Annotated in this window: 19 protein-coding genes and 1 riboswitch; of the genes, 14 read left to right on the forward strand and 5 right to left on the reverse strand. The window is 70.5% G+C overall.

Annotated features, from left to right (window positions below; translation table 11 throughout):
* Positions 1-92 precede the first annotated feature (92 nt).
* A riboswitch (cyclic di-AMP (ydaO/yuaA leader) is annotated at positions 93-298 on the forward strand.
* 2 nt (positions 299-300) lie between these two features.
* Positions 301-1,146 carry a C40 family peptidase gene (locus AC4D12_RS05900; RefSeq protein ID WP_490948988.1) on the forward strand — a complete coding sequence of 282 codons (846 nt, stop codon included), beginning with the start codon at positions 301-303 and terminating at the stop codon, positions 1,144-1,146.
* 168 nt (positions 1,147-1,314) lie between these two features.
* Here AC4D12_RS05900 and AC4D12_RS05905 read toward each other — a convergent pair whose 3' ends face one another.
* From AC4D12_RS05905 to AC4D12_RS05915, 3 genes are read right to left on the reverse strand one after another with little or no spacing between them, the layout of a single operon-like run.
* Positions 1,315-2,286: an NAD-dependent epimerase/dehydratase family protein gene (locus tag AC4D12_RS05905; RefSeq protein ID WP_490948989.1), complete on the reverse strand. Its 972-nt coding sequence runs from the start codon at positions 2,284-2,286 to the stop codon at positions 1,315-1,317.
* Entirely contained in the window at positions 2,283-4,976 is a 2,694-nt protein-coding gene (locus AC4D12_RS05910) for an alpha/beta fold hydrolase (protein ID WP_490948990.1), read from the reverse strand. The genes AC4D12_RS05905 and AC4D12_RS05910 overlap by 4 nt, the downstream gene beginning before the upstream one ends.
* Entirely contained in the window at positions 4,970-5,995 is a 1,026-nt protein-coding gene (locus AC4D12_RS05915; RefSeq protein ID WP_490948991.1) for a 3-oxoacyl-ACP synthase III, read from the reverse strand. The genes AC4D12_RS05910 and AC4D12_RS05915 overlap by 7 nt, the downstream gene beginning before the upstream one ends.
* Before the next feature lie 318 nt (positions 5,996-6,313).
* On the opposite strand from AC4D12_RS05915, the gene AC4D12_RS05920 reads away from it, so the two are divergent.
* Positions 6,314-10,144, forward strand: a complete 3,831-nt coding sequence (locus tag AC4D12_RS05920; RefSeq protein ID WP_490948992.1) for an AAA family ATPase — start codon at positions 6,314-6,316, stop codon at positions 10,142-10,144.
* A 67-nt stretch (positions 10,145-10,211) separates the two neighbouring features.
* On the opposite strand, the gene AC4D12_RS05925 is transcribed toward AC4D12_RS05920, so the two are convergent.
* On the reverse strand, positions 10,212-11,525 hold the full coding sequence (locus tag AC4D12_RS05925) for an MFS transporter (protein WP_490949493.1): 1,314 nt from the start codon (positions 11,523-11,525) through the stop codon (positions 10,212-10,214).
* A gap of 155 nt (positions 11,526-11,680) precedes the next feature.
* On the opposite strand from AC4D12_RS05925, the gene ftsY reads away from it, so the two are divergent.
* From ftsY to AC4D12_RS05940, 3 genes are all read left to right on the forward strand, one after another.
* A complete protein-coding gene (ftsY, locus tag AC4D12_RS05930; RefSeq protein WP_490948993.1) occupies positions 11,681-12,874 on the forward strand; it encodes a signal recognition particle-docking protein FtsY in 1,194 nt (397 codons plus the stop codon).
* A 200-nt stretch (positions 12,875-13,074) separates the two neighbouring features.
* Complete coding sequence (locus AC4D12_RS05935; RefSeq protein WP_490948994.1) at positions 13,075-14,412, forward strand: ammonium transporter; 1,338 nt, start codon at positions 13,075-13,077, stop codon at positions 14,410-14,412.
* Complete coding sequence (locus AC4D12_RS05940) at positions 14,409-14,747, forward strand: P-II family nitrogen regulator (RefSeq protein WP_043445797.1); 339 nt, start codon at positions 14,409-14,411, stop codon at positions 14,745-14,747. Before AC4D12_RS05935 ends, AC4D12_RS05940 begins: the two co-directional genes overlap by 4 nt.
* A gap of 154 nt (positions 14,748-14,901) precedes the next feature.
* On the opposite strand, the gene AC4D12_RS05945 is transcribed toward AC4D12_RS05940, so the two are convergent.
* On the reverse strand, positions 14,902-16,341 hold the full coding sequence (locus tag AC4D12_RS05945) for a glucose-6-phosphate dehydrogenase (protein ID WP_490948995.1): 1,440 nt from the start codon (positions 16,339-16,341) through the stop codon (positions 14,902-14,904).
* 203 nt (positions 16,342-16,544) lie between these two features.
* On the opposite strand from AC4D12_RS05945, the gene ffh reads away from it, so the two are divergent.
* The 9 genes from ffh (at position 16,545) to lepB (ending at position 23,610) form a co-directional block, all read left to right on the forward strand.
* Entirely contained in the window at positions 16,545-18,128 is a 1,584-nt protein-coding gene (gene ffh / locus AC4D12_RS05950) for a signal recognition particle protein (RefSeq protein ID WP_490948996.1), read from the forward strand.
* Positions 18,129-18,161: 33 nt separating this feature from the next.
* A complete protein-coding gene (locus AC4D12_RS05955; RefSeq protein ID WP_490948997.1) occupies positions 18,162-18,866 on the forward strand; it encodes an alpha/beta fold hydrolase in 705 nt (234 codons plus the stop codon).
* A 140-nt stretch (positions 18,867-19,006) separates the two neighbouring features.
* Positions 19,007-19,900 (forward strand): VOC family protein, encoded by an 894-nt coding sequence (locus tag AC4D12_RS05960; protein WP_490948998.1) that lies wholly within the window; start codon positions 19,007-19,009, stop codon positions 19,898-19,900.
* Positions 19,901-20,057: 157 nt separating this feature from the next.
* Positions 20,058-20,462, forward strand: coding sequence for a 30S ribosomal protein S16 (rpsP, locus tag AC4D12_RS05965; protein ID WP_490948999.1), 405 nt, complete (start codon positions 20,058-20,060; stop codon positions 20,460-20,462).
* A gap of 1 nt (position 20,463) precedes the next feature.
* Positions 20,464-20,709, forward strand: a complete 246-nt coding sequence (locus AC4D12_RS05970; RefSeq protein ID WP_490949000.1) for an RNA-binding protein — start codon at positions 20,464-20,466, stop codon at positions 20,707-20,709.
* Between the two features lie 106 nt (positions 20,710-20,815).
* Complete coding sequence (gene rimM / locus AC4D12_RS05975) at positions 20,816-21,514, forward strand: ribosome maturation factor RimM (protein WP_490949001.1); 699 nt, start codon at positions 20,816-20,818, stop codon at positions 21,512-21,514.
* On the forward strand, positions 21,514-22,347 hold the full coding sequence (gene trmD, locus AC4D12_RS05980) for a tRNA (guanosine(37)-N1)-methyltransferase TrmD (RefSeq protein WP_490949002.1): 834 nt from the start codon (positions 21,514-21,516) through the stop codon (positions 22,345-22,347). The genes rimM and trmD overlap by 1 nt, the downstream gene beginning before the upstream one ends.
* Positions 22,348-22,559: 212 nt before the next feature.
* On the forward strand, positions 22,560-22,919 hold the full coding sequence (gene rplS / locus AC4D12_RS05985; RefSeq protein ID WP_490949003.1) for a 50S ribosomal protein L19: 360 nt from the start codon (positions 22,560-22,562) through the stop codon (positions 22,917-22,919).
* Between the two features lie 10 nt (positions 22,920-22,929).
* On the forward strand, positions 22,930-23,610 hold the full coding sequence (lepB, locus tag AC4D12_RS05990) for a signal peptidase I (RefSeq protein ID WP_490949004.1): 681 nt from the start codon (positions 22,930-22,932) through the stop codon (positions 23,608-23,610).
* Positions 23,611-23,656 lie beyond the last annotated feature (46 nt).

The following is a 23,656-nucleotide window of genomic DNA, read 5'->3' on the forward strand; positions in this document are numbered from 1 at the left end:
ACTGCGAGGCAGGCGTGATCCGAACGTGACAGGAACGTGATCGCCGCGTACCGTTGTTCCAGCGTCCGCCCACCTCGGGGGGTCGCCCTTCCTCTCTTTGCCTAACCCTGTCGATGAGGACGGACCGTTCGAACAACACATTCGACAGGGGCGGGGGAACCGAAAGCGGGCTTTCTCACAAGTCCTAGGGGTAAAGGCACGCATTGACCGGCACTGGGGCGGCGGTCGATGACATGACGTGTCCGGATGTCCCATCCGAACCCGACAGCTAACTTCGTAGGCATCGGGAAAGGCAACAACATGTCACAGAACCGTCATATCGCGCGCCACCGGGCCGTTCCGTCGCGCACCAACCCTCTCGTCACCGCCTCACGCGCCGTCGGCGCAAGCGCCTCGGCCGCAGGTAAGCCCGCCGTCGTCGTCGTCGCCGCCTCCGGCATCCTCTTGGGAGCAGCGCTCCCGGCCAGTGCCGCGGGCGAGGTGACCGTCGGCACCGCCGCCGCCACCACCGCACCGGTCACCACCGTCGCGGCTCCCGCGGCAGGGACCTACACGGTCCGGTCCGGCGACACGCTCGGCGGCATCGCAGCGGCCCACGGCGTCAGCCTGGACACGCTCTTCGCGGCCAACGGTCTCGGACACGGCTCCGTGATCTACCCGGGGCAGACGATCGCCCTGGGCGGCGCACCGGTTGCGCAGCAGTCGGCGGTCGCGGCTCCCGCAGCCGCTCCTGCTGTCTTCTCGGCGTCCACGTCGACGCAGGGCGCGGGCAACACGACCGGCCTCACCACGCAGTCCGCATCCTCCATCACTCCGATGTCCGGCATCGTCGGAACGGCGATGAGCGGCGAGGGTTCCGGTTACGTCTACGGGGGCACGTCCTTCGGCGCCTGGGACTGCTCCGGCTTCGTGCAGTGGGTGTACGCCCAGCACGGCGTACAGCTGCCCCGTGTGACCTACGCGCAGTTCGACGCGCTGCAGCCGACGACCACCCCGCAGCCGGGAGACCTCGTCAGCCAGAACGGCGGCAGCCACGTGGGAATCTACCTGGGCAACGGGCAGATGATCAGCGCGCTGAACCCCTCGCAGGGAACGCAGGTCCACCCCGTCACGGCGATGGCCGTGGATGGGTACTACACGCGCTAGGCCATTGGCCTGCAGCGCCGGGTACAGCGAAACGAAGGACGGGATGCAGAGCATCCCGTCCTTCGTCATTCCCAGCCGCTACGCGTCATGGCTGTTCTGCAGCGCGGCCGTAGTGCCGGATGATCCGCCGTCCGATGACCGGGGAGCAGACCCGAATGGCCGCGGTCCTCAGACGCCGCCGTAGTGGGCAGCGAGCCTCCGGAAGCCCTCGTCGATACTGACGGACGGGCTCCAGTCGAGCACCTGCCGCGTCCGCCGCTGGTCGAACCAGTGGGCGGTGGAGAGCTGTTCGGCAAGGAACCGGGTCATCGGTGGCTCGTCCTCGCGTCCCAGGCGCATCCACGCGCGTTCGATCACGGCGCCGGCCCCGCGGGCCACACTGCCGGGGATCGACCAGCGTGGAGGTTCCACGCCCCCCGCCCTGCAGATACCTGTGAGGAGTTCGGCGATGGGTCGGGGTTCGCCGTTGGTGACCACGACGGCCCGACCGGCGGCGGCGTCCATCCTGGCGAGGCACGCGACGATCGCCGACGCCGCGTTGTCCACATACGTGGTGTCGATCAGGGATGTGCCGTGGCCGAGCAGCGGGAGCCGCCCACGCCGGGCGCGTTCGATCACCCGCTCCACGAGCTGGGTGTCGCCGGGGCCCCAGACGACGTGCGGCCGGACCGCCGCCACGCGGAGGTCGGTCCCGGACCGACTGAGCGCCAGGACTTCGGCTGCGGCCTTCGTCCGTGCGTAGGTGCCCCGCGCCCGCTCGGGATCGGCGGGTCCGGCGGGTGCGCCCACCAGTGAGGCCCCGAGGTGCGCAACGGAGGGGGAGGAGACGTGGACGACGTCGGCGACACCATGCCGGACCGCGGCGTCGAGGACGTACCGCGTGCCATCGACGTTGATGCGCCGGAAGTCCTCGAGTGCACCCGTGAAGGAGACCTTGGCCGCGAGGTGGATGATCGCGCTGCATCCGCGTGCGGCGTCCTCCACCGCGCCGGCGTCGTCGACGGAACCCAGGACGTCCGTGGCCCCGACCACGTTCGAGGGCCTGCGCTGGAAGCACCGGACGTCCTCGCCGGCCGAGACGAGATGCTCGGCGACGGATCGGCCGAGCATCCCGCTCGCACCCGTGACGAGGACGGTCACGGCGTGCCGGCCCGCCGGCCCGCGAGGAACGTGGCGCTCCAGGCGGCCACCCGGGTGCGGTCGATCTTCGCGTTGTGCCGGACATCCACGGGAAGCGCGGGCACCGTGAGCACGGCGGCCAGCTCGATTCCGCGGGTACGCGCTGCAGCACGGGCAGCCTCGGCCAGGCTCGGTTCAGCCAGTGCGGGGCGCTTCGGGGTGGCGTCCGGCTCGACGACGGCGACGACCGCCTGGGTGCCGACCGGACCCACACCGACGACGGCCGCGAGCCGCACGCCGTCGAGCAGTTCCAGGGCCAGCTCGAGACCCACCGGGGTCACGACACCTCCCGGTGCGGTGATGACGTGCCCGAGACGGCCCTCGACCCAGAGGCGGCCCTCCGCGTCGAGGTGACCGACGTCCCCCGTGCGGTGCCAGGGGCGGGTACGGGAGGACTCCTGCTCCGTCCGCCAGAGCCGGAAGTACCGGTCCTTGACGTGCGGAGCGGCGACGAGGATCTCGCCGGTCACGCCGGGCGCGGTCGCCGGGTCGCCCGTGGCCGTCCCGTCGGCGGCCAGCGCGCTCACGGCCACCCGTGCGCCGCGTACGGGCCGGCCCACGCAGACGCCGTTCCCGGTGCCCTCTGCGCCGGCCTCGGCAGCTGCGGCAGCGCTCCGGATCCCGTCCAGATCGATGTCCGCGACGAGCAGTGATTCCGTCATGCCGTACGGGGTGTGCAGCGACGCCGAGGGTACGAGCTCCTGCACCGCCTCCAGGAGCGGCCGGGGGACGGGAGCGCCGGCGGAGAGCATGAGGGTGATCCGGCCGAGCGCGACCCTCCCGGCATCGTTCAGCCCGTTCGCTGATGCGACGACGTTGCGGAGGGCTGCCGGTGAGGCGAACACCACGGTGGCGTCGATCGCGGCGGCCGCCTGTGCGAGGGCCGTAGCCGTGAGAGTCCTCGGTGCCGTGACGTCCATCGCCGGGGTGACGGACGTCGCGCCCAGAGCCGGTCCCAGCAGTGCGAAGGGCGCGAAGCCCGCGACGAGCGCGCCGCCGGGCCCGAGGCCGATGGTTGATTCGACGGCGTCACGCATGGCGGCGAGTCGGCGATGCGTGTACACGACGCCCTTCGCCGGTCCCGTGCTGCCGGAGGTGAACAGGATGGCGGCGTCGTCGTCGGGCGCGGGCTCATCCACTGTGGACGGACCGGTCGACTCCCGCGCCGCGTCGGGGGAGGAGGCGGCCGGGAGCGAGGGGACGCGCGCCGCGCGCAGATCGCCGAGCGAGGCGTCCACCCCGAGGGCTCGCCGCAGTGTTGGCGTGAGCCGGGTCGCGCTGATGCGCCGTCCGGGCCAGCCGAGGGCTCGCGCGGCGACGAGCGCGCGCTGGATGCCGATCACGACGTCCGGCGAGGAGCCCTTGACGGCGCGGCTCAGACCGCGCGTGCCGAGGCCGGCGTCGGCGACGACGATCACCGCGCCGATGCGGAGGCACGCGTAGATCAGGACGGTCAGGTCCACTCCGGGTGGTACGAGGAGGCTCACCCTGCTGCCACGCCCGTAGCCGAGCGCGGTCAGGCCCGCGGCGACAGCCGTCACGTCGTCATCGAGCTCACGCCAGGTGAGACCGCGAACGCCGCCGTCCTCCAGCATCTCCGCCACGGCTCGTCGCGAGGCCTCGGGGCCGGCAGCCAGCTCGGAGATGCGCCGACCGAGGGGGACATACCCGGCGTCCGTGTCAGCCGGACCGCTCGCGTCGGGTGCGTCGGGTGCGTCGGCAGCGTCGTCGGGCAGGCCGACCCCGCGGACCTCCAGCCACTGGAATGCCGTGGCGGCCGTGTCCGCGTCCTCCTGAACCAGGTGGCCGGCTCGCTCGAAGCGATGGATGTCGGCCTGGGGGAGCCGCCGGGCCAGATCCTCGAGGTACGGGTCCGAGAAGATGGGATCGTGCGGGCCCCACATCATCAGGACGGGCACGTCGAGGGAGCGGATGCCCTCGGCCGTCGCCGTGAGGGTGGCATGGCTCGGATGGCCGGGCTCCGCCGGGATGTCGGAGACGAAGTTCGCGATGCCCTGGCGGTCCGAGGCGGTGCGGTAGGGCAGCCGGAACGCCGCGCGGACGTCGCGGTCGAGCGCCGGTCGCGCGAGGGCCAGGGTGACGTCGAGGAAGGCGCTGGTGGTCCGGGTGCCGAGCGCATGGACCCCGGGCGCCAACGCGAGCCGCAGCGGGGCCGGGATGTGCCGCTCGGGGTCCTGGTGGATCGCGGTGTTCGTCAGGATGACGCCGATGAGCTGCTCTCTGTTCCGTGTGGCGAAGCCCATGCTGACGACTCCGCCCCAGTCGTGCCCGACCGTGACGAGCGGACCGGTGAGGCCGGCCGCCGCCGCGAAGTCCTCGAGATCCGTGATCCGGTGCTCCAGCCGCCGGAAGACACCGGTGCGCGCCGAGAGGCCCATGTCGAGCTGGTCCACCGCGATGACCCTCCAGCCCGCCGCGAGCCCCGCCGCCAGGAAGCCACGCCAGAGGTAGGACCACGTGGGATTCCCGTGCACGCACAGGAGCGTGCCGGTCACAGTGCCGCCGTCCAGTCCCGCCCCGTTGTCGAGGTAGTGCCAGCGGTGCGTGGTCCCCGGTGTGTCGGCGGCACTGGTGGAGGGCACGTCGAGGAACGTCGACCACGAGGGATCGACGCCGGGGAGTGCTACCACGCAATCTCCATCATCGAGGTGTTGAGGCCGGACCCGACGCCGAGGCACAGGACGCGGTCGCCGGGCGCCAGTGACTGGGCCTCCTGCGCGAGCGTCATGGGGAGGGACGCCGGCCCCACGTTGCCCCAGTGAGGGAACGTGATGGGAACGCGCTCGCGCTCCAGGTCCACGGCCTTGATGATCGCGTTCGTGTAGCTGTTGGAGACCTGATGGGTGACGTAGCGGTCCATGGCGTCCCACTTCCAGCCGTCCGTCTGGGCCTCGTGCCAGGCGGTCACCACGAGTTCGAGGCCGCCGTCGAGCAGTCCCTTGGTGTCCGTGTACATGCCGTCGATCCCGCCGACGCACAACTCGTGGTGCTGCGTCCCGGCGCGGGACACGCCCCCGAGGATGCGGTGCGAACCGGGGTGGAGGTCTGCCGGACCGATCACCGCGGCAGCGGCGCCGGACCCGAGTGTCAGCGTCGCGAACTCGCTCAGGAAGTCCTCGCGGGTGGAGTCCTCACGGTTCAGCCGCGTGAAGGTCGCCTCCTGCGTGCGCTGGGCATCCTCGCCCGCGACGATCAGGGCGTACTTGATCTGGCCCGAGTCGATCATGTTCGCCGCGAGGGTCATGCCGTTGACGAAGCCGAGGCAGGCGTTGGCGAGGTCGAAGTTCATGGCGGAGGACGGCAAACCGAGGGAGTGGTGGATCTTGACGGCCACCGAGGGTTCGAGGTTGCGCCGCGTCACCGAGGTGTTGATGAGCAGGCCCACGTCACCCGGCTCGATGCCGGCTTCTGCCATAGCCTTCGCGCCGGCCTCGATGGCGGCGTCGTCGAAATCGGAGCCGGGTGACCACCAGCGCCGCTCCGTCACTCCGGCGACCCGCTCGAGGAGGCGCTTCGAGAGGCGGAGCCTCTTCAGGCTGGGCGCCAGCCGTTCGTCGAACTCTGCGGAACTGACGACGACCGGCGCCTCCACACTCGTGACGGCGAGCAATGCCGTGTTGTCATGTCGGAACGTCGCGTTACCGGTCAAATTTCCTGCCTCGTCAACTGGTCAGCGCCGGTGGGTGGCTGTGAAGGACCCACGGATGGATCGGCCTGGACGCCTCTGGATACTGCTGGATGGTGCTCAAACTTCGGTAAGCCTACTTGGTAGCAAGGAGGCTGGTCACTGCCGACTCCGAGCGGGCGCCGCGGTTCCCCTGCTGCTACGCGAGCGCCGCCCGTCCTGGTGACACGGGCACCGCGGAGGTCCTGGGTGCGTGGTGCCGAGCGGCGACCGGGAAACAGGTGCAGCCGGGACGGTCCAGTAGATTGAGGTCATTCCAACCCATCTGGAGAGCCTGACACCGTGCATCTGAAGAGTCTAACCGTGCGCGGGTTCAAGTCTTTCGCCTCGGCGACCACCTTCGACTTCGAGCCCGGCGTGACCGCCGTCGTCGGCCCCAACGGCTCGGGCAAGTCCAATGTGGTGGACGCCCTCGCCTGGGTGATGGGGGAGCAGGGCGCAAAGACGCTCCGCGGCGGCAAGATGGAGGACGTCATCTTCGCGGGTACCTCGGGGCGTCCGCCGCTCGGTCGGGCGCAGGTGTCGCTGACCATCGACAACGCGGACGGCGCCCTGCCGATCGAGTACACCGAGGTCACCATCTCCCGGACACTGTTCCGCGCGGGTGGCTCCGAGTACGCCATCAACGGCAAGAGCTGTCGCCTGTTGGACATCCAGGAGCTCCTCTCGGACTCCGGGCTCGGCCGCGAGATGCACGTGATCGTCGGCCAGGGGCAACTCGACAAGGTGCTGCACGCCACCCCCGAGGACCGGCGCGGGTTCATCGAGGAGGCCGCGGGCATCCTGAAGCACCGCCGCCGCCGGGAGAAGACCGTGCGGAAGCTCGAGTCGATGCAGGCCAACCTCGCCCGCCTGTCCGACCTCACCGCCGAGCTGCGCCGGCAGCTCACGCCACTCGGGAAACAGGCCGAGGTCGCTCGGCGTGCCCAGCAGGTCCAGTTCGCCGTGCGCGACGCGAGATCGCGCCTGCTCGCCGACGAGCTGGTGACGCTGAGGGAGGGCTTCGAGCGCGACGTCGCGGCGGAGGCCGCGTTGCAGGACCGCCGGGCGGAGGTGGAGCGGGCACTCGCGGCAGGCAGGGGACGTCAGGCCTCGCTCGAGGCTGCAGCCGCCGCGTCCGTCCCGGAACTCAACCGCGCCCGGGAGACCTGGTACTTGGTGTCGAGTGTGCGCGAGAAGCTGCAGGCGCTCGCCGTGCGGGCCGAGGATCGCGCAGCGCTCCTCCGGCAGACGGGCGGCGACGCGGACCAGGGCCGTGACCCCGAGCATCTCGAACGGCAGGCCGAGCGGGTCCGGGCGGACCTCCTCGGGTCGCGCAGCGAGGTCGAGGAGCTGGGTCGCGCCCTCGAGGTGGCACTGGCGGCCCGTGTCGACGCGGAGCAGGCCGCGTCGACGGAGGAAGCGCGTCTCGCGACATCCCTGCGGCTCGCCGCCGATCGACGCGAGGGTGAGGCGCGCATCGCGGGCGCGGTGGGCGCCGCCCGTTCTCGTGTGGAGGCCGCCGTCGCCGAACTCGACCGGCTCCGTTCGTCCATCTCCGCGGCGGAGGAACGACGCCGGACCGCCGAGCGGGAGTTCACGGCCCTGGAGGGCCAGGTCGCGGACACCGAGGAGGGCGAGGAAGGGCTCGACGCCGAGTACGAGGAGGCGTCGGGGATCCTCGCGACACTCGCCGAGGAACGCGTGGAACTGGCGGACGCGGAACGCGCGGCGGAACGGGAGCGCGCCGGTCTGGCCGCCAGAGCGGAGGCCCAGCGCGAGGGCCTGCAGCAGCGTGACGGCTCGGCCGACCTGCTGGCTGCCGGCCTCCCCGGGGTGGCGCGCCCCCTCGCCGAGTTCCTCCGGGTGGAGGCAGGCTTCGAGCGGGCCGTCGCTGCGGCGCTCGGGGCGGAAGCCGACGCGGTGACGGTCGACGACGCCGAGGTGGCGGTGCTGGCGCTCCGACGCCTCAGGAGCGAGGACGCCGGTCAGGTGTCCCTCGTCATCGCCGGGCGCCGCGGGCCTGTGGATGCAGCGGACGCCCCGGACGCCCTGGACGCCTCGGACGCCTCGGACGCCTCGGACGCCTCGGACGCACCGGATACGTCGGTGTCTCCCGGTGCACCGGGCACGCGAGGCGTCGGCGTCGCTGAAGGGGACGGGCACCAGGCACCGGCCGACGGCGTCGTCCCCCTCCTCTCCGTCGTGTCCGTGGCACCAGGCGCCTCCGGTCCGTCCAGCGGCATGGAGCTGTGGGCGGCGCTCCGCGCCCTGCTCGACGGCGTCGTCGTCGTGCCGGATCTGCACGCCGCACGCGCGGTGCTGGCGGACGCCGACGGAGAGGCCAGCGCGCAGGACAGCGCGGACGGCGCGGGCAGCGGCACGGGTCGGCAGAGGGGTACCGGCGCGAGCGTCGTCACGACGGCGGTGACCCGGGAGGGCGACGTCCTCACGCGGCACCTCGCCCGCGGGGGGAGCGCCGGGGCTGCCGGCGTCCTGGAACTCCGCGCGGCCGTCGAGCAGACGGAGGCTGGACTGGCCGACGCCGTCGGCCGCACCGAGCGCCTGCGGTTCGACCTCGCGAGGGTGCGGGCCGCGGAGGATGCGGCGCGGGAGCGGGTCGACGTCGCCCTGGAGCGGCTCCACGAGTCGGACGCCCGCATGGCCGCGGTCGCCGAGAAGCTGGGCCAGCTGAACGCAGGGGCGCGTTCGGCGGCGGGCGAGGCGGAGCGGCTCGCGTCACTCGTGCGGACGGCGGAGACGAATCTCACCCATGAGGAAGGGCGGCTGCAGGAGGCTGCGCAGCGCCTGACGGACCTCCGTGACCAGCCGGTCGAGGCCGAGCCGTCCACGGCGGAGCGCGATGCCCTCCAGCGCGCCGCCGTCGAGGCGCGCCGAGTGGAGATGGAGGCGCGCCTCGCGCTGCGGAGCCGGGAGGAGCAACTCTCCGCCCTCGAGAACCGGGCCGCGTCGCTGGAGCGCGCTGCCCAGTCGGAGCGTCGCGCCCGTGAACAGGCCGCGGAGAAGGCGCGGATCCGCGCGGCGCAGGGTCGGAAGGCGGCAGCCGTGGCCCGAGCCGCCCGCCGCGCCGAGGCGCTGGCCGCGGCATCGGTCACCGCTGCGGCGTCGCTACGCGACGAGGCCGAGCGCCTGCGAGCCGAGCAGGACGCCGAACTGCACGAGGTACGCGCGGCCGCCGCCGACCTCGCCGTCGAACTCGCGCGGCTCACCGATTCCGTGCACCGCGACGAGCTGGCGCGCGCCCAGCAGACGCTGCGCATCGAGGCCCTCGAGAACCGGGCCATCGAGGAGCTGGGCCTGACGCCGGACCACCTCGTCGCCGAGTTCGGTCCGCATCTCCCGGTCCCTGAGGACGCCCCGTCGAAGGACAAGTGGGCGGAACTCCGGGCGCCGGTGGACGACGACGGCGCTCCCGTGTCCCAGGGCATCCCCTTCGTCCGCGCGGAGCAGGAGAAACGGCTGAAGCGCGCGGAGCGCGACCTCGCCGCGCTCGGCAAGGTGAACCCGCTCGCGCTCGAGGAGTTCGCGGCTCTCGAGGAGCGGCACCAGTTCCTGACCACGCAACTGGCGGACCTCAAGGCGACCCGCAAGGACCTGCTCGACATCATCCGGGAGGTCGACGAACGGGTGGAGCAGGTGTTCACCGCCGCCTACCGGGACACGGCGGAGCAGTTCGAGCGCGTGTTCGCCACGCTGTTCCCCGGCGGGGAGGGCAGGCTCGTCCTCACCGACCCGTCGGACATGCTGACCACCGGGATCGAGGTGGAGGCACGCCCTGCCGGGAAGAGGATCAAGAGGCTGTCCCTGCTCTCGGGTGGCGAGCGCTCGCTCACCGCCGTCGCGCTCCTGGTCGCGATCTTCAAGGCCCGGCCCTCGCCGTTCTACGTCATGGACGAGGTGGAGGCAGCGCTCGACGACACGAACCTCGGCCGGCTCATCACGATCTTCCGTGAACTCCGGGAGTCCAGCCAGCTCATCATCATCACGCACCAGAAGCGCACCATGGAGGTCGCGGACGCCCTCTACGGTGTGACGATGAGGGGCGACGGCGTGTCCACCGTCATCAGCCAGCGTCTCGGGGCGGACGTCGAGCGGGTGCTCGACGCCCCCTGAGCGGCTTCGGTCAGACCGTTCGTCAGGCCCGGTCGCTGATCACCGGCTGTCGACTACCGGGTATGCATCACCGGCTCCTGGTGCCGTCGTCCGAGCTACCCGAGCTACCCGAGCTACCCGAGCTGGTCGTGCCATCTGTGTCGTCCTGGGCCGCCGCGCCCGGCAGGGTCTCCCGCGCCCCCAGCCACGCGAGGGCCGCGAGGACCCCGAGCGCACCGGTCACGACGAACGCGAGCGAGTAGGAGCCCACCACGAGGTAGTCGATGATGGCGCCCGCGACGATGGGCCCGAGGATGGCGCCCGCATCCGAGCTCATCTGGAAGGTCGCCAGGACCTTGCCGCCGCTGCGGTCGTTGCCCACGACGTCGGACACGGCGGCCTGCTGCGCGGGGTTCAGCAGCCCTGTCCCCACACCGCCCACCACGCAGATCGCGAGGAACACCACGGTGTTCGGCGAGAAGCCCAGCGCCGCCATCGCCGCGCCGTTGACCAGGAGCCCGGTGATCACCAGAGGACGTCGGCCCACGGAGTCGGCGAGCCGGCCGGAGACGGTGAGCGCCAGGGCGGTACCCGCCGCGAAGAAGGAGAGCGAGATGCCGGCGATCTGCGGTCCGGCCGCGAGCACCGCCGTCGCGAAGAGAGGGACGAGCGCCATGCGGATACCGAACGAGGACCACCCGTTCGTGAAGCTCGAGACCAGCGCCGCCCGGTAGGCGGAATCGCGCACGGCCTGGCGGACCGTGAGCGGCGCCTGCTGCGCCCCGCGGGCCGCCTTGCGGTCGGCGAGGGACGAATCCTTGAGCTGGAAGAAGACGACGGCGGAGGCGAGGAGCAACGCGCCGGCGTAGACGAGGAACGGTACCCGCAGGCCGAAGCCCGCGAGCAGCCCGCCGATGATCGGCCCTCCGATGCTCCCCAGCAGGAACGCTGTGGCATAGGCACCGGACACGCGTCCGCGGATCGAGGGCGGGGCGAGCCGGACGATCAGCCCCATGGCGGAGACCGTGAACAGGGTGGAGCCGATCCCCCCGAGCCCCCTGAACACGAGCAGCTGGCCGTAGGACCCGGCGAAGGCGCACGCGGCGGTGGAGAGGGCCACGATCAGGAGGCCGATGATGTAGACCGGGCGCTCCCCGAGGCGCTCGACCATCCATCCTCCGGCCGGCGCGAAGGCGAGGCGGGTGAACGCGAACGCGCTGACGATGATCGAGGCCGCCGTGACCCCGACGTCGAAGCTCTGCGCGAACTGCGGGAGGACGGGCGCCACGAGCCCGAACCCGATGGCGATCACGAAGGCCGCGGCGATGAGCACCCTGATCTCCTGCGGGATCCGCTGGGGAGGTGCCGCGGACCCGCCGTCGGGACCCGCCGGGCCGTTCATGCCTCTCCGGTTCTTCGTGCGGAGGAGGTCTGCGAGGGGGCGTCTGCGAGCGCGGGGGGAAGCAGCCATGGTTCTCGCATTCTGCCATCGCGGGGCACTCGCCCCTCACCGCGGAGCGCCGGTCGCGCCCCCGGGCTCTGTGAGAAGGTTGATCAGTGAACGAGATCCTGCTTCCCATCGTCTTCGTCGTCCTCGCGATCGCCGTGATCGGCTCGGTCGCCGTCGTTCTGCTCAAGGGCCGCCGTACACCGCCCGGCACGTACCCGACCCTGCGGGATCCCGACGACCAGGCGCCCGCCGCGGCCCACGGCGCCACGTCCACGGACGTCCTCGATCGCCCGGGCGGAACCACGACGGACGTCCTGGTCCCGGACGATCTCAGCACCCTCGACGAGACGCCCGCGACCGACCGCTACGACACGGTGGAACCGGTCCAGGGCAGGCTCGCCCGCCTGCGCGCCCGCCTCGTCCGGTCCAACAACGCTCTCGGGAAGGGGCTCCTCGCCCTGCTCTCGCGCGATCGGATCGACGAGGACGTCTGGGACGAGGTCGAGGAGACGCTCCTCATGGCGGATCTCGGCACCGAGCCCACCATGGAACTGGTCGATGCCCTGCGTGATCGCGTGAAGGTCGCCGGGAGCCGGAACCCTGCCGAGGTCAAGGAGATGCTCCGGGAGGAGCTCGTGAAGCTCGTCGATCCGTCCATGGACCGGAGCCTCGCCACGGCGCGTCATGCCGACCGTCCGGCCATCGTGATGGTGGTGGGCGTGAACGGCGTCGGCAAGACGACCACCGTGGGCAAGCTGGCGCGCGTCCTCGTCGCCGACGACAAGGACGTGCTCCTCGGGGCCGCGGACACGTTCCGCGCCGCCGCGGCCGAGCAGCTGGCCACCTGGGGTGCCCGCGTGGGTGTCCCCACCGTGAAGTCCGACGTCGACGGCGCGGACCCCGCATCCGTTGCCTTCGAGGCGGTGAAGGCCGGGATCGAGCAGGAAGTCGATGTGGTCCTCATCGACACGGCGGGCCGCCTGCAGAACAAGGTGGGGCTCATGGACGAGCTCGGCAAGGTCAAGCGCGTGATCGAGAAGCAGGGCACCGTGGACGAAGTGCTCCTCGTCCTGGACGCGACCACGGGCCAGAACGGGCTCAACCAGGCACGCGTGTTCGCGGAGGTCGTCAATATCAGCGGGATCGTCCTGACCAAGCTGGACGGCACCGCGAAGGGCGGGATCGTCGTCGCGATCCAGCGCAGCCTCGGCGTGCCGGTCAAGCTGATCGGCCTCGGCGAGGGCGCCGACGACCTCGCTCCGTTCGACGCCGAGAGCTTCGTCGACGCACTGCTCTCCTGAGGCCGCGTCCGTCCCGTGTCACGTTCGCTCCATTCAAAGCCGCGTAACGTGCGCGAAACATGCTGGTCACGCGCCTTTTACGACGTCGGATACCACGTAACGTGCGCGAAATGCCGGGCTCCTCAACCCGAAACACGGCCCGCGCATCCTGAAGAGGCAAGGTCGGGAAGTCCCCGTCCTCCTCGGAAGGATCGTGTGTGATGGATCTGACAGCAGGCAACGTCTGGGTGATGGTCTCAGCCGCCCTCGTACTTCTCATGACCCCCGGGCTCGCCTTCTTCTACGGCGGTATGACCCGCGCCAAAGCGGCCCTGAACATGATGATGATGAGCTTCATCGCCGTGGGGCTCGTCGGCGTCGTCTGGGTGCTCTGGGGGTACTCGATGACCAGCGGCGAAGGCGTCGCGCAACTCTTCGGCGATCCGTTCGCCTCCTTCGGCCTGACGGGCCTCATCGGCACCGAGGACCTCATCGGAGCCGGCTACGGCGTCACCTTCGCCATCATCACGGTCGCCCTCATCAGCGGGGCCATCGCCGACCGCGCCAAGTTCGGCGCGTGGACCATCTTCGTACCCATCTGGGTCACCCTCGTCTACTGCCCGCTCGCCTTCATGGTGTGGGGTGGCGGTCTCCTCAGCGAGGAGGGCGCAGTGGGTGCAGCCGTCGGTGAGGCCATCGACTTCGCCGGTGGCACCGTGGTGCACATCAGCGCCGGCGTCGCGGCCCTCGTGCTCGCCCTGATCCTCGGCAAGCGCCAGGGGTTCGGCAAGGACCCGGCGCAGCGCCCGCACAACATCCCGTTCGTCATGCTCGGCGCCGCGCTCCTGTGGTTCGGCTGGTTCGGGTTCAACGGCGGCGCAGCCGGAACGGCCGAGGAGGCCGGGCTCATCTGGGTCAACACGATGGCCGCACCGGCTGCCGCGATGATCGGCTGGCTCATGACCGAGCGCATCCGTGACGGTCGGCCCACCTCGCTCGGAGCGGCCTCCGGCATCGTCGCAGGTCTCGTGGCCATCACGCCGGCCTGCGCCAACGTGAGCCCCATCGGTGCCGTGGGCCTCGGCCTCGTCTCCGGTGCCCTGTGCGCGCTGGCCGTCGGCATCAAGTACCGCCTCGGCTTCGACGACTCGCTCGACGTCGTCGCGGTGCACCTGGTCGCGGGAATCGTCGGGACGCTGGCGCTCGGCTTCATCGCCCTGCCCGTCGACGGCGAGGGTGGCGGCCTGTTCTACGGAGGCGGCCCCGAGCAGCTCGTCGCGCAGATCGTCGCCGCAGCGATTGCCATCGCCCTGTCCGCGATCATGACGGCCGTCATCGGCCTCGCGATCCACAAGACCATCGGCTTCCGTGTCGCCTCCGAGGACGAGGTCTCCGGAGTGGATCTGTCGGAGCACGCCGAGACGGCCTACGAGTTCGGTGGACTCGGCGTGGGCGGATCCTTCCACCCGTTCGCCGAGCAGATGATGTCCCAGAAGAAGACCAGTCAGCACGTTGCGGACACGCCGCAGAAGACCGTCGCAGAGGATGTGCATTCATGAAGCTCGTGACAGCGATCGTTCGTCCGGACAAGCTCGACGGTGTCAGGGGGGCGCTGGAGAATTACGGCGTCCAGGGCCTCACCGTGAGCCAGGCCAGTGGTTACGGCCGTCAGCGGGGCCACACCGAGGTCTATCGGGGCGCCGAGTACACCGTGGACCTCCTGCAGAAGGCCCGGGTGGAGGTGCTCGTCGCCGATGCGTGGGTCACCGACATCGTGGACGTACTCGTCTCCACGGCCAACACCGGCCGCGCCGGTGACGGCAAGGTGTGGGTCATCCCTGTCGAGGAGGCCGTCCGTGTCCGCACGGGGGAGCGCGGCGAAGCCGCCCTCTGACCGAACCACGGTCGGCACCACACAGCAGCACCACACACGAAGGGCCGTCGCGCAGGCGACGGCCCTTCGTGTGTCCGGGGACATCCGTCCCGCTGTCGGTCCGGGGTCACCCCGCGATCAGTCCGCCGTCACGTGCTCGACGGCGGCGAAAGGGTCAGCGTTGGCCGTGCGAGGACGGCCACGCCTGCGGACCGGTGGAGCCCGCGGCGTATTCCTCGAGCGGGACGCGGTTCTCCGACCATGCCGTGAGGACCGGTTCCACGATCCGCCAGCAGTCCTCCGCGGTGTCACCGCGGACCGAGAGTGTCGGATCGCCCGCGAGGACGCCGTCGAGCACCTCGCCGTAGGGGAGGAGATCGGTCTCGTTGAGGTCGGCGCTGAGGGTGGCGCGGTCCAGCGAGAAGATGTCCCCGGGGCCGTTGACGTCGAGTTCGAGCTGCAGCGTGTCCGGACCGAACCCGATGCGCAGCTTCGTGGGGGCGTCCTGCCCGCTGAAGCCCACGGGCAGGTGACTCACGGGCTTGAAGGTGATCACCGCCTCCTTGCGCTTGGCGCCGAGCGCCTTGCCCGAGCGGAGCACGAAGGGCACTCCCGACCAGCGTTCGTTGTTGATCGACACGGTGACCTCCGCGAGCGTCTCGGTACCCCGGGAGGCGTCCACCCCCGGCTCCGCCGTGTAGTCCGGGATCCGGCGTTCGCCGACGGTGCCGGCCGTGTACCTGGCGCGGCGGCTGCTCGACGGATCCGTGAGGTCCACCGAGCTCGCGCGGAGGATGGACCCGATGTGGTCGCGGAGGTCTCGCTCGTGCAGGGTGGACGGCGCGTTGAGGGCCAGCAGCGCCATCACGTGCAGGAGGTGGCTCTGGATCATGTCCCGCAACGCGCCCGCGCCGTCGTAGTAGCGTGCCCTGTTCTCCAGGGCGAGGTCCTCGTCGAAGATGACCTCCACCTTCTCGATGTGCAGGTTGTTCCAGACCGGCTCCAGGATGCGGTTCGCGAAACGCAGGCCGAGGATGTTGAACACGGTCGCCTTGCCGAGGAAGTGGTCCACGCGGTGGATGTTCTGCTCCGGCACCAGCTTCGCCAGCTTCTCGTTGAGCATGTGCGCCGACGCCTGGTCGGTCCCGAAGGGCTTCTCCATGACCAGCCGCGTGCCCGCCGGCAGCGAGTCCGCGCCGAGGGCGCTGCAGGCACGCTGGCTGACCGACGGCGGCAGGGCGAAGTAGATGGCGACGGGTCCCTCGAGGGTCCGTACCAGCTCGCCCAGCCCGTCCTTCGTCACGTCGATGAGGTGGTAGGAGCTGTTGTCGCGGACCTGCTGCAGCGACGCGCGTCCGGCCTCGTCGGCCTTCGCCGCGGCTTCGCGGAACGCGCCGTCGATGCGCTCGCGCCAGTGCTCGTCCGTCCAGTCGTCGGAACCCGCGCCGACGAGCTTGAGTCCGTCGGCGCGGCCGAGGCGGATCAGGCGCGCCAGGCCGGGGAGCAGGAGGCGCCCGGTGAGGTCACCGGAGGCTCCGAGGATGAGCAGCGTCCGCACGCGCACGTCCGCCTCCGCGGGGATGGATCCGTGTTCTGCCAGAGAGTGAGTGTCCACGCCTTCACTGTGCCACTTATCCCCGCAGGTGTCCCGTGCCGATCGGCTGCCGGGCGACCACCGGCCCCGGTACGCGTGACGGGCCCCCTCTGCGGCGCGCGGCGGGGATCGAACCGGCGCCGTGCTCGCCGTCGGGCTCATCCCGCTTGATACCCTTGGGAGTTGAGTCATCAATGCTCCCCGATGAAAGTGGTTCACGGCACGTGTTCAATTCACTCTCCGACCGGCTGACCGCGACCTTCAAGAACCTCCGCGGGAAGGGGCGGCTCACCGAGGCGGACATCGACGCCACGGTGCGCGAGATCCGCCGCGCACTGCTCGACGCCGACGTCGCCGTCCCCGTGGTCCGCGCCTTCACCGCCGCGGTCAAGGAGCGCGCACTGGGCCTCGAGGTCTCGCAGGCCCTCAACCCCGGCCAGCAGATCGTCAAGATCGTCAACGAGGAACTCGTCGGGATCCTCGGCGGCGAGACGCGGCGCATCCGCCTCGCCAAGAACCCGCCCACGGTCATCATGCTCGCGGGCCTGCAGGGCGCCGGAAAGACGACGCTCGCGGGCAAGCTGTCCCTCTGGCTCAAGGGCCAGGGCCACAGCCCGCTGCTGGTCGCGTGCGACCTCCAGCGCCCCAATGCGGTCCGCCAGCTCCAGGTCAACGGTGAACGGGCCGGCGTCCCGGTGTACGCGCCGCACCCCGGGGTGAGCTCCGAGTTCGAGACCGCCACCGGTGATCCCGTGGCCGTCGCACGCCAGGGTGTCGCCGAGGCGCGCGCCCGCCTGCACGACGTCGTCATCGTCGACACCGCTGGCCGGCTCGGCGTTGACGCAGAACTCATGCAGCAGGCCGCGGACATCCGCGCGGCGATCGATCCCGACGAGGTCCTCTTCGTCATCGACGCCATGATCGGCCAGGACGCCGTCAACACGGCCCTCGCCTTCAACGAGGGCGTGGACTTCACCGGCGTCGTCCTCACCAAGCTCGACGGCGACGCGCGCGGCGGTGCGGCGCTCTCGGTCGCCTCGGTCACCGGCAAGCCGGTCATGTTCGCCTCGACCGGTGAGGGCCTGAAGGACTTCGAGCTCTTCCACCCGGACCGCATGGCGTCGCGCATCCTTGATATGGGCGACATCCTCAGTCTGATCGAGCAGGCGGAGCAGTCCTGGGACAAGGACGAAGCCGCCCGCATGGCGAAGAAGTTCGCCGACCAGGAGGACTTCACGCTCGAGGACTTCCTCGCGCAGATGCAGCAGATCCGCAACATGGGCTCCATGAAGAAGATGCTCATGATGATGCCAGGCGCCGCCGGCATGCGGGAGCAGCTGGAGAACTTCGACGAGCGTGAGATCGACCGCGTCGAGGCGATCGTGCGCTCCATGACCCCGCACGAGAGGCTCGCGCCGAAGATCATCAACGGTTCGCGCCGCGCCCGCATCGCGCGAGGCTCCGGCGTGCACGTGTCCGAGGTGAACGGATTGCTCGAGCGCTTCACGCAGGCGCAGAAGATGATGAAGAAGATGGCGTCCGGTGGCGGCATCCCGGGGATGCCCGGCATGGCCGGCCCCGGAGGCTTCGGTGGACCCCGCAAGTCGAAGGCCGTCGCGGCGAAGGGCAAGAAGAAGCCGCGCTCGGGCAACCCCGCGAAGGCTGCCATCGAGGCGAAGGAAGCCGAGGCGAGGCGCGCAGCGGCCCGCACGGCGGCCCCCACCGGTGCGGCGTTCGGAGGCCAGCATGACTTCGACCCGTCGGCGATGAACCTGCCCAAGGGCTTCGAGAAGTTCCTCGGGAAGTAGGCGCGTGCGCCCACCGGCGGGATCGGCGTCATCATGATGCCCGAACGCGTCGTCTTCGTCCACGGCTCCGGCGGCTTCGGAGCGGCGGCGTGGCCACGGCAGCACGGCCTCTCCCGCGAGTACGACTGCCTGTACGTGCGCCGTCACGGGTTCTCGACGGAGGAGGAGCCGCTCGCGACGGATTTCGCCCGCGACCAGGAGATCGTGATCGAGGCCCTCGGCGCGGGAGGTCACGTCGTCGCCCACTCGCAGGGTGCGGTCGCCGCGATGATGGCCGCCGTCGAGCACCCGGAACTCGTTCGGAGCCTGACCCTCGTGGAACCGGCCTGCTTCTCCCTCACGGCGGATCTCCCGGCCACCTCGGCGCACATCGCGCGCATGGGTCCGCTCCTCGACACACGGCAGGAGATGTCCGACGCCGACTACCTCCGGGCCTTCGTGCGGCAGGCGTTCGATGCCGCCGCGCGGATGCCCGTGACCGCTGACGAACGGCGGAACGCCGCGCGCCTGCGGCTTCAGCGCCCGCCGTGGGACGCACCGCTCACCATCGTGCCGGGCGTCCCGACCGTCGTCCTCACGGGGGGCTGGGAACCTCTCTACGAGGAGGTGGCGCAGTACCTCGTCACCACCGGAGCCGTGCATCGTTCCGCTCCCGGTGGTCACCGTCCTCACGACACGGATGAGGGCGCGGCGATCATCCGCGACGCCCTGCGGGCAGGTCCGGTCGCGAGCAGATGACTCCGGTCCACGGGGCTACCGGCAGGTAGCCGCGTTCGGGTCGCCCTTCCGATCCAGGACTGAGAGCCCGGCGTACATCCGGCGGAATAACTTTAAGCTTCAAGTAGTTATGCCGGTACTGCCATGACAAGGAGTGATCGATGCCGGACCTGCTGCCCGACGACACCGCCATGGGAACGCTGACCCTCCGGGTCGGCGACCTCGACGGGATGTCCGCCTACTACCGAACGGCCCTCGGGCTCGCCGTGCTCGTCGACGGCCCGGATGCCGTCGTCCTCGGCCGCGGCGCGAACGCGGTCCTCCGCCTCGAGCATGCTGGCCACCTGCGCCTCCCGGCACCCGGCCAGGCGGGTCTCTTCCACACCGCGCTCCTCTTCGAGGACCGCGCGGACCTCGCCGCCGCCGTCGCCTCCGCCGCGCGCCACCCGCGGAGTGCCTACGTCGGTAGTGCCGACCACCTCGTGAGCGAAGCGTTCTACTTCACGGATCCGGAGGGGAACGGGATCGAGTTGTACGTCGACCGCCCTCGGGACACCTGGAGCTGGACACAGGACGGACGCGGCGAGCGGACGGTGGTGATGGACAGCCTTCCGCTCGCACCGCACGAGTACCTCGAAAGGCACCTGACCGAGGACGCCGTCACGCAGGCCGCGATGCGGAACGCCGGCGTCGGGCACGTGCACCTGCAGGTCGGCGACGTCCCGACCGCGCACCGCTTCTACGTGGACGTGCTCGGCTTCGAACGGACCGCGGGATGGCACGACCAGGCGCTCTTCGTCTCCGCCGGCGGGTACCACCACCACATGGCGATGAACGTCTGGAACAGCAGGGGTGCGGGCCCCCGGCGCGACACCCTCGGTCTGGGGGAGGTGCTCCTCCGTGTCCCGGCGTCCGACGACGTCGCGGCGCTGGCCGACCGCCTCTCAACGGCCGGCATCCCGAGCCTGCACACGGGGGAGGAACTGCGCTTCGAGGACCCGTGGCGGAACAGCTTGCGCGTCGCGGTCCGGGGGGATTCGGCCCGAATCGCCTAAAGCGACGCGGGTCTGGCACAATGGTCAGGTACTCGAGCCGTACGGCCCCTCTCTCCGTGTGCGCTTCGTGTCCTCGAGAACCCCCATGAATGGCCCGCCCCACGGGAGCAGGATGACGGGTTCGCCCCCTTTTCATGTACAAGGAGTGACCACACAAGTGGCCGTAAAGATTCGCCTCAAGCGCATGGGCAAGATCCGCGCACCGTTCTACCGTGTCGTCGTCATGGATGCGCGCTCCAAGCGTGACGGCCGTGCCCTCGAAGAGATCGGCAAGTACAACCCCACCGAGGAGCCCTCGTTCATCGAGATCAAGTCGGATCGCGCGCAGTACTGGCTCGGCGTCGGCGCACAGCCGACCGAGCAGGTCTCCGTGCTGCTGAAGATCACCGGTGACTGGCAGAAGTTCAAGGGACTGAAGGGCCAGGAAGGCACGCTGCGCACCAAGGCTGCCAAGGAGACCTTCGTCGCCCCCGAGAAGGGCTCGGTGATCGTCCCCGAGGCCATCACCCCGAAGGCGAAGAAGACCGACGACGCCGCCGCGGAAGCCACCGAGGCCGAGTAACATGCTGGCCGACGCACTCGAGCATCTCGTCCGCGGCATCGTGGACAACCCCGACGACGTCCGGGTGTCCGCGAAGAACAACCGCCGCGGTGAGACGCTCGAAGTGCGCGTCCACCAGGAGGACCTCGGCCGGGTGATCGGCCGTCAGGGCCGCACGGCTCGCGCCCTGCGCACCGTCGTCGCCGCTCTCGCAGCAGGCGAGCCGGTGCGCGTCGACGTGGTCGACACGGACCGTCGCCGCAGCTGACCACCCGCACCACCGATACGTTCGACCGCCGTCGGCCCCACCGCCAGTACCTGGAGGTGGGGCCGAGTGCGTGAAGGGCCATTCCAACCCCAGCAGGAGCACCAGCATGGACGTACTCGTCGCCAGGATCGGCAAACCCCACGGCATCAAGGGTGAGGTGACGGTCCAGCTCTTCACCGATGCCCCCGAGGATCGCTTCGACGCCGGTGAGGTCTTCCGGGTCGAGGGTGCCGCCGTCACGGAACTGACCGTCGCGAGGGCCCGCTGGAACAAGGACATCCTCATCGTCGGGTTCGAGCAGGTCGCGGACCGGAACCAGGCCGAGACCCTGCGCGGCGCTCAGCTGTTCATCGACACCACCGGTGGCGAGGACGACGAGGACGACGCCTGGTACGAGCACGAACTCGTGGGACTCGACGCGCGCGTCGACGGCGCCTCGGTCGGAACGGTGACCGCGCTGCGCACCATGGCGGTGCAGGATCTCCTTGTCGTCGAGCTCGCCGACGGCCATGAGGCGTTCGTGCCCTTCGTCGGCCACATCGTGCCCGAGGTGAACATCGAGGAAGGCTTCATCCTCATCGCCCCGCCCGCCGGGCTGTTCGACCTGAACACCCCTGGCTCGAACCAGGCGCCCGACGACGGCGACGACCTCGGCGGGGCTCCCGAGACCTCAGATACTTCAGCGGCCGCGTCCGACGCCGCGTACGACGCCGCGTACGACGCAGCGTCCCCTGCCGAGCCGGCCGCCGAGCCCGCCTCCGAGCCCGCTGCCTCCGAAGCGGACGCCGGACGGGCCCGCGACTAGTGCGCATCGACGTCGTCTCCATCTTCCCGGAGTACCTGGCCGCACTCGATCTGTCGTTGATCGGCAAGGCTCGCCAGGACGGCGTCCTGGACGTGCGCGTCCACGACCTCAGGTCCTTCACGACGGATCGCCACCGCACCGTCGACGACACCCCGTACGGCGGCGGCGCCGGCATGGTCATGAAGCCCGAGCCGTGGGCGCAGGCACTCGACGCCGTGCTCGCCGACGTCGCGCATCCTGCAGACCCCGCTGGGGCGGGCGCCACCGGCGCTGCTGGAGACACCTCCCGGCCGACCCTCATCGTCCCGTCGCCCGCGGGCGCGGTCTTCGACCAGGCGATGGCTCACGAGCTGGCCGAACTCGACCACCTCGTGTTCGCCTGCGGCCGGTACGAGGGCATCGACGAGCGCGCCATCGACTGGGCGCGCGGCTCCTTCGACGTCCGGGCCGTCTCGCTGGGCGACTACGTCCTCAACGGCGGGGAGGTCGCGGTCCTGGCGATGGTGGAGGCGGTGGGCCGGCTGATCCCCGGCGTCGTCGGCAATCCGGAGTCACTCGTGGAGGAGTCCCACGCCGACGGACTCCTCGAGTACCCCGTCTACACCAAACCCTCCTCGTGGCGCGGTCACGATGTCCCGGAGGTGCTCCTCAGCGGCAACCACGCCCGGATCGCCCAGTGGCGACGGATGGAGCAGTTCCGGCGCACGGCGTCCCGCCGTCCCGACCTCCTGGCGGACATCGACACCGGCGCCCTCGGTGCAGCGGACGTGCGTGCGCTCCGCGACGCGGGGTTCGACGTCGTCGACGGCCGGTTGACGCGACCACCGCATTAGGGCGGGACCGCTTCGTTGTGGAAGAATGGTGCCTCGTGTCCACTGGGCCGCACCCTGCCACAGGGGGCGTGAGGTCAACAGTTCAGCACACCGGCACCCGGATCACCGGAACGGCCGGAAACCTTCTTCGGCAGCATGGCCCGGACCTAGTGTCCGGTCCCTGGCCGCCGCGACCGACGTGGGTGACCTGTGGCGTCCACCAGGAGCATGACATGCACATTCTCGACTCAGTCGACGCAGCGTCCTTCCGGGACAACGTCCCGGACTTCCGCGCCGGCGACACCGTCAACGTCCACGTGAACATCATCGAGGGCAAGAACACCCGTGTTCAGATCTTCAAGGGCTTCGTGCTCGGGCGCCAGGGCGACGGCATCCGCGAGACCTTCACCGTCCGCAAGGTGAGCTTCGGTGTCGGCGTGGAGCGTACGTTCCCCGTCCACAGCCCCGTCCTCGACAAGATCGAGGTCGTCTCGCGAGGCGACGTCCGTCGCGCCAAGCTGTACTACATGCGCGAACTGCGCGGCAAGGCCGCCAAGATCAAGGAGAAGCGCGACCCGAAGACGGTCAAGTAACTCTCTGGACGTGCACCGCAACTCCGCTTCCCGGCCCCCGGCCGGAGAGCAACCGGAACGCCGGCCCCGCTTCGTGGGCTGGCGTTTCGTGTTATCCGCCGTCGTCGTCGCGGCGCTCGTCACCGGGCTGGTGCGGGCGTTCCTGGTGGATGTGTACTTCATACCCTCCGCATCGATGGAACCTCTGCTCACCCGGGGCGACCGCGTCCTGGTGGACAAGCGGGTCGGTGAAGGGGATGTCGAGCGTGGTGACGTCGTGGTGTTCGATGGTCGCGGGTCACTCGACCCGATCACCGATCCGCGGGGTGTTCCCGAACGTGTCCTCGGTGGGATCGGGCAGTGGCTCGGGGTGACCGGCAGTGACACCGTGTACGTGAAGCGGGTGATCGGCGTCGGGGGTGACCGTGTGGTGTGCTGCTCGGAGGACGGCCGGCTCGAGGTGAACGGAGCGCCGTTCGAGGAACCGTACGTGTTCGCGGGGGACACCCCGAGCGACGTCGCCTTCGACGCGGTGGTGCCCGAGGGCCGGCTGTGGCTGATGGGCGACCACCGGTCGGAGTCGAGGGACTCACGGGCGCTCCTGGGAGCTCCGGGCGGCGGCCTCATCGCCGAGGACCGCATCATCGGGCGTGCCTTTCAGCTACTCTGGCCACTGGACCGGCTCGCGCCGATCGACGAGCCACACACCTGACGACAGCCAGGGAACGGCCGGTGACGCAGTCGCTGCTCGAATCGCG

It is taken from the genome of Arthrobacter sp. TJ-266, assembly GCF_058269115.1.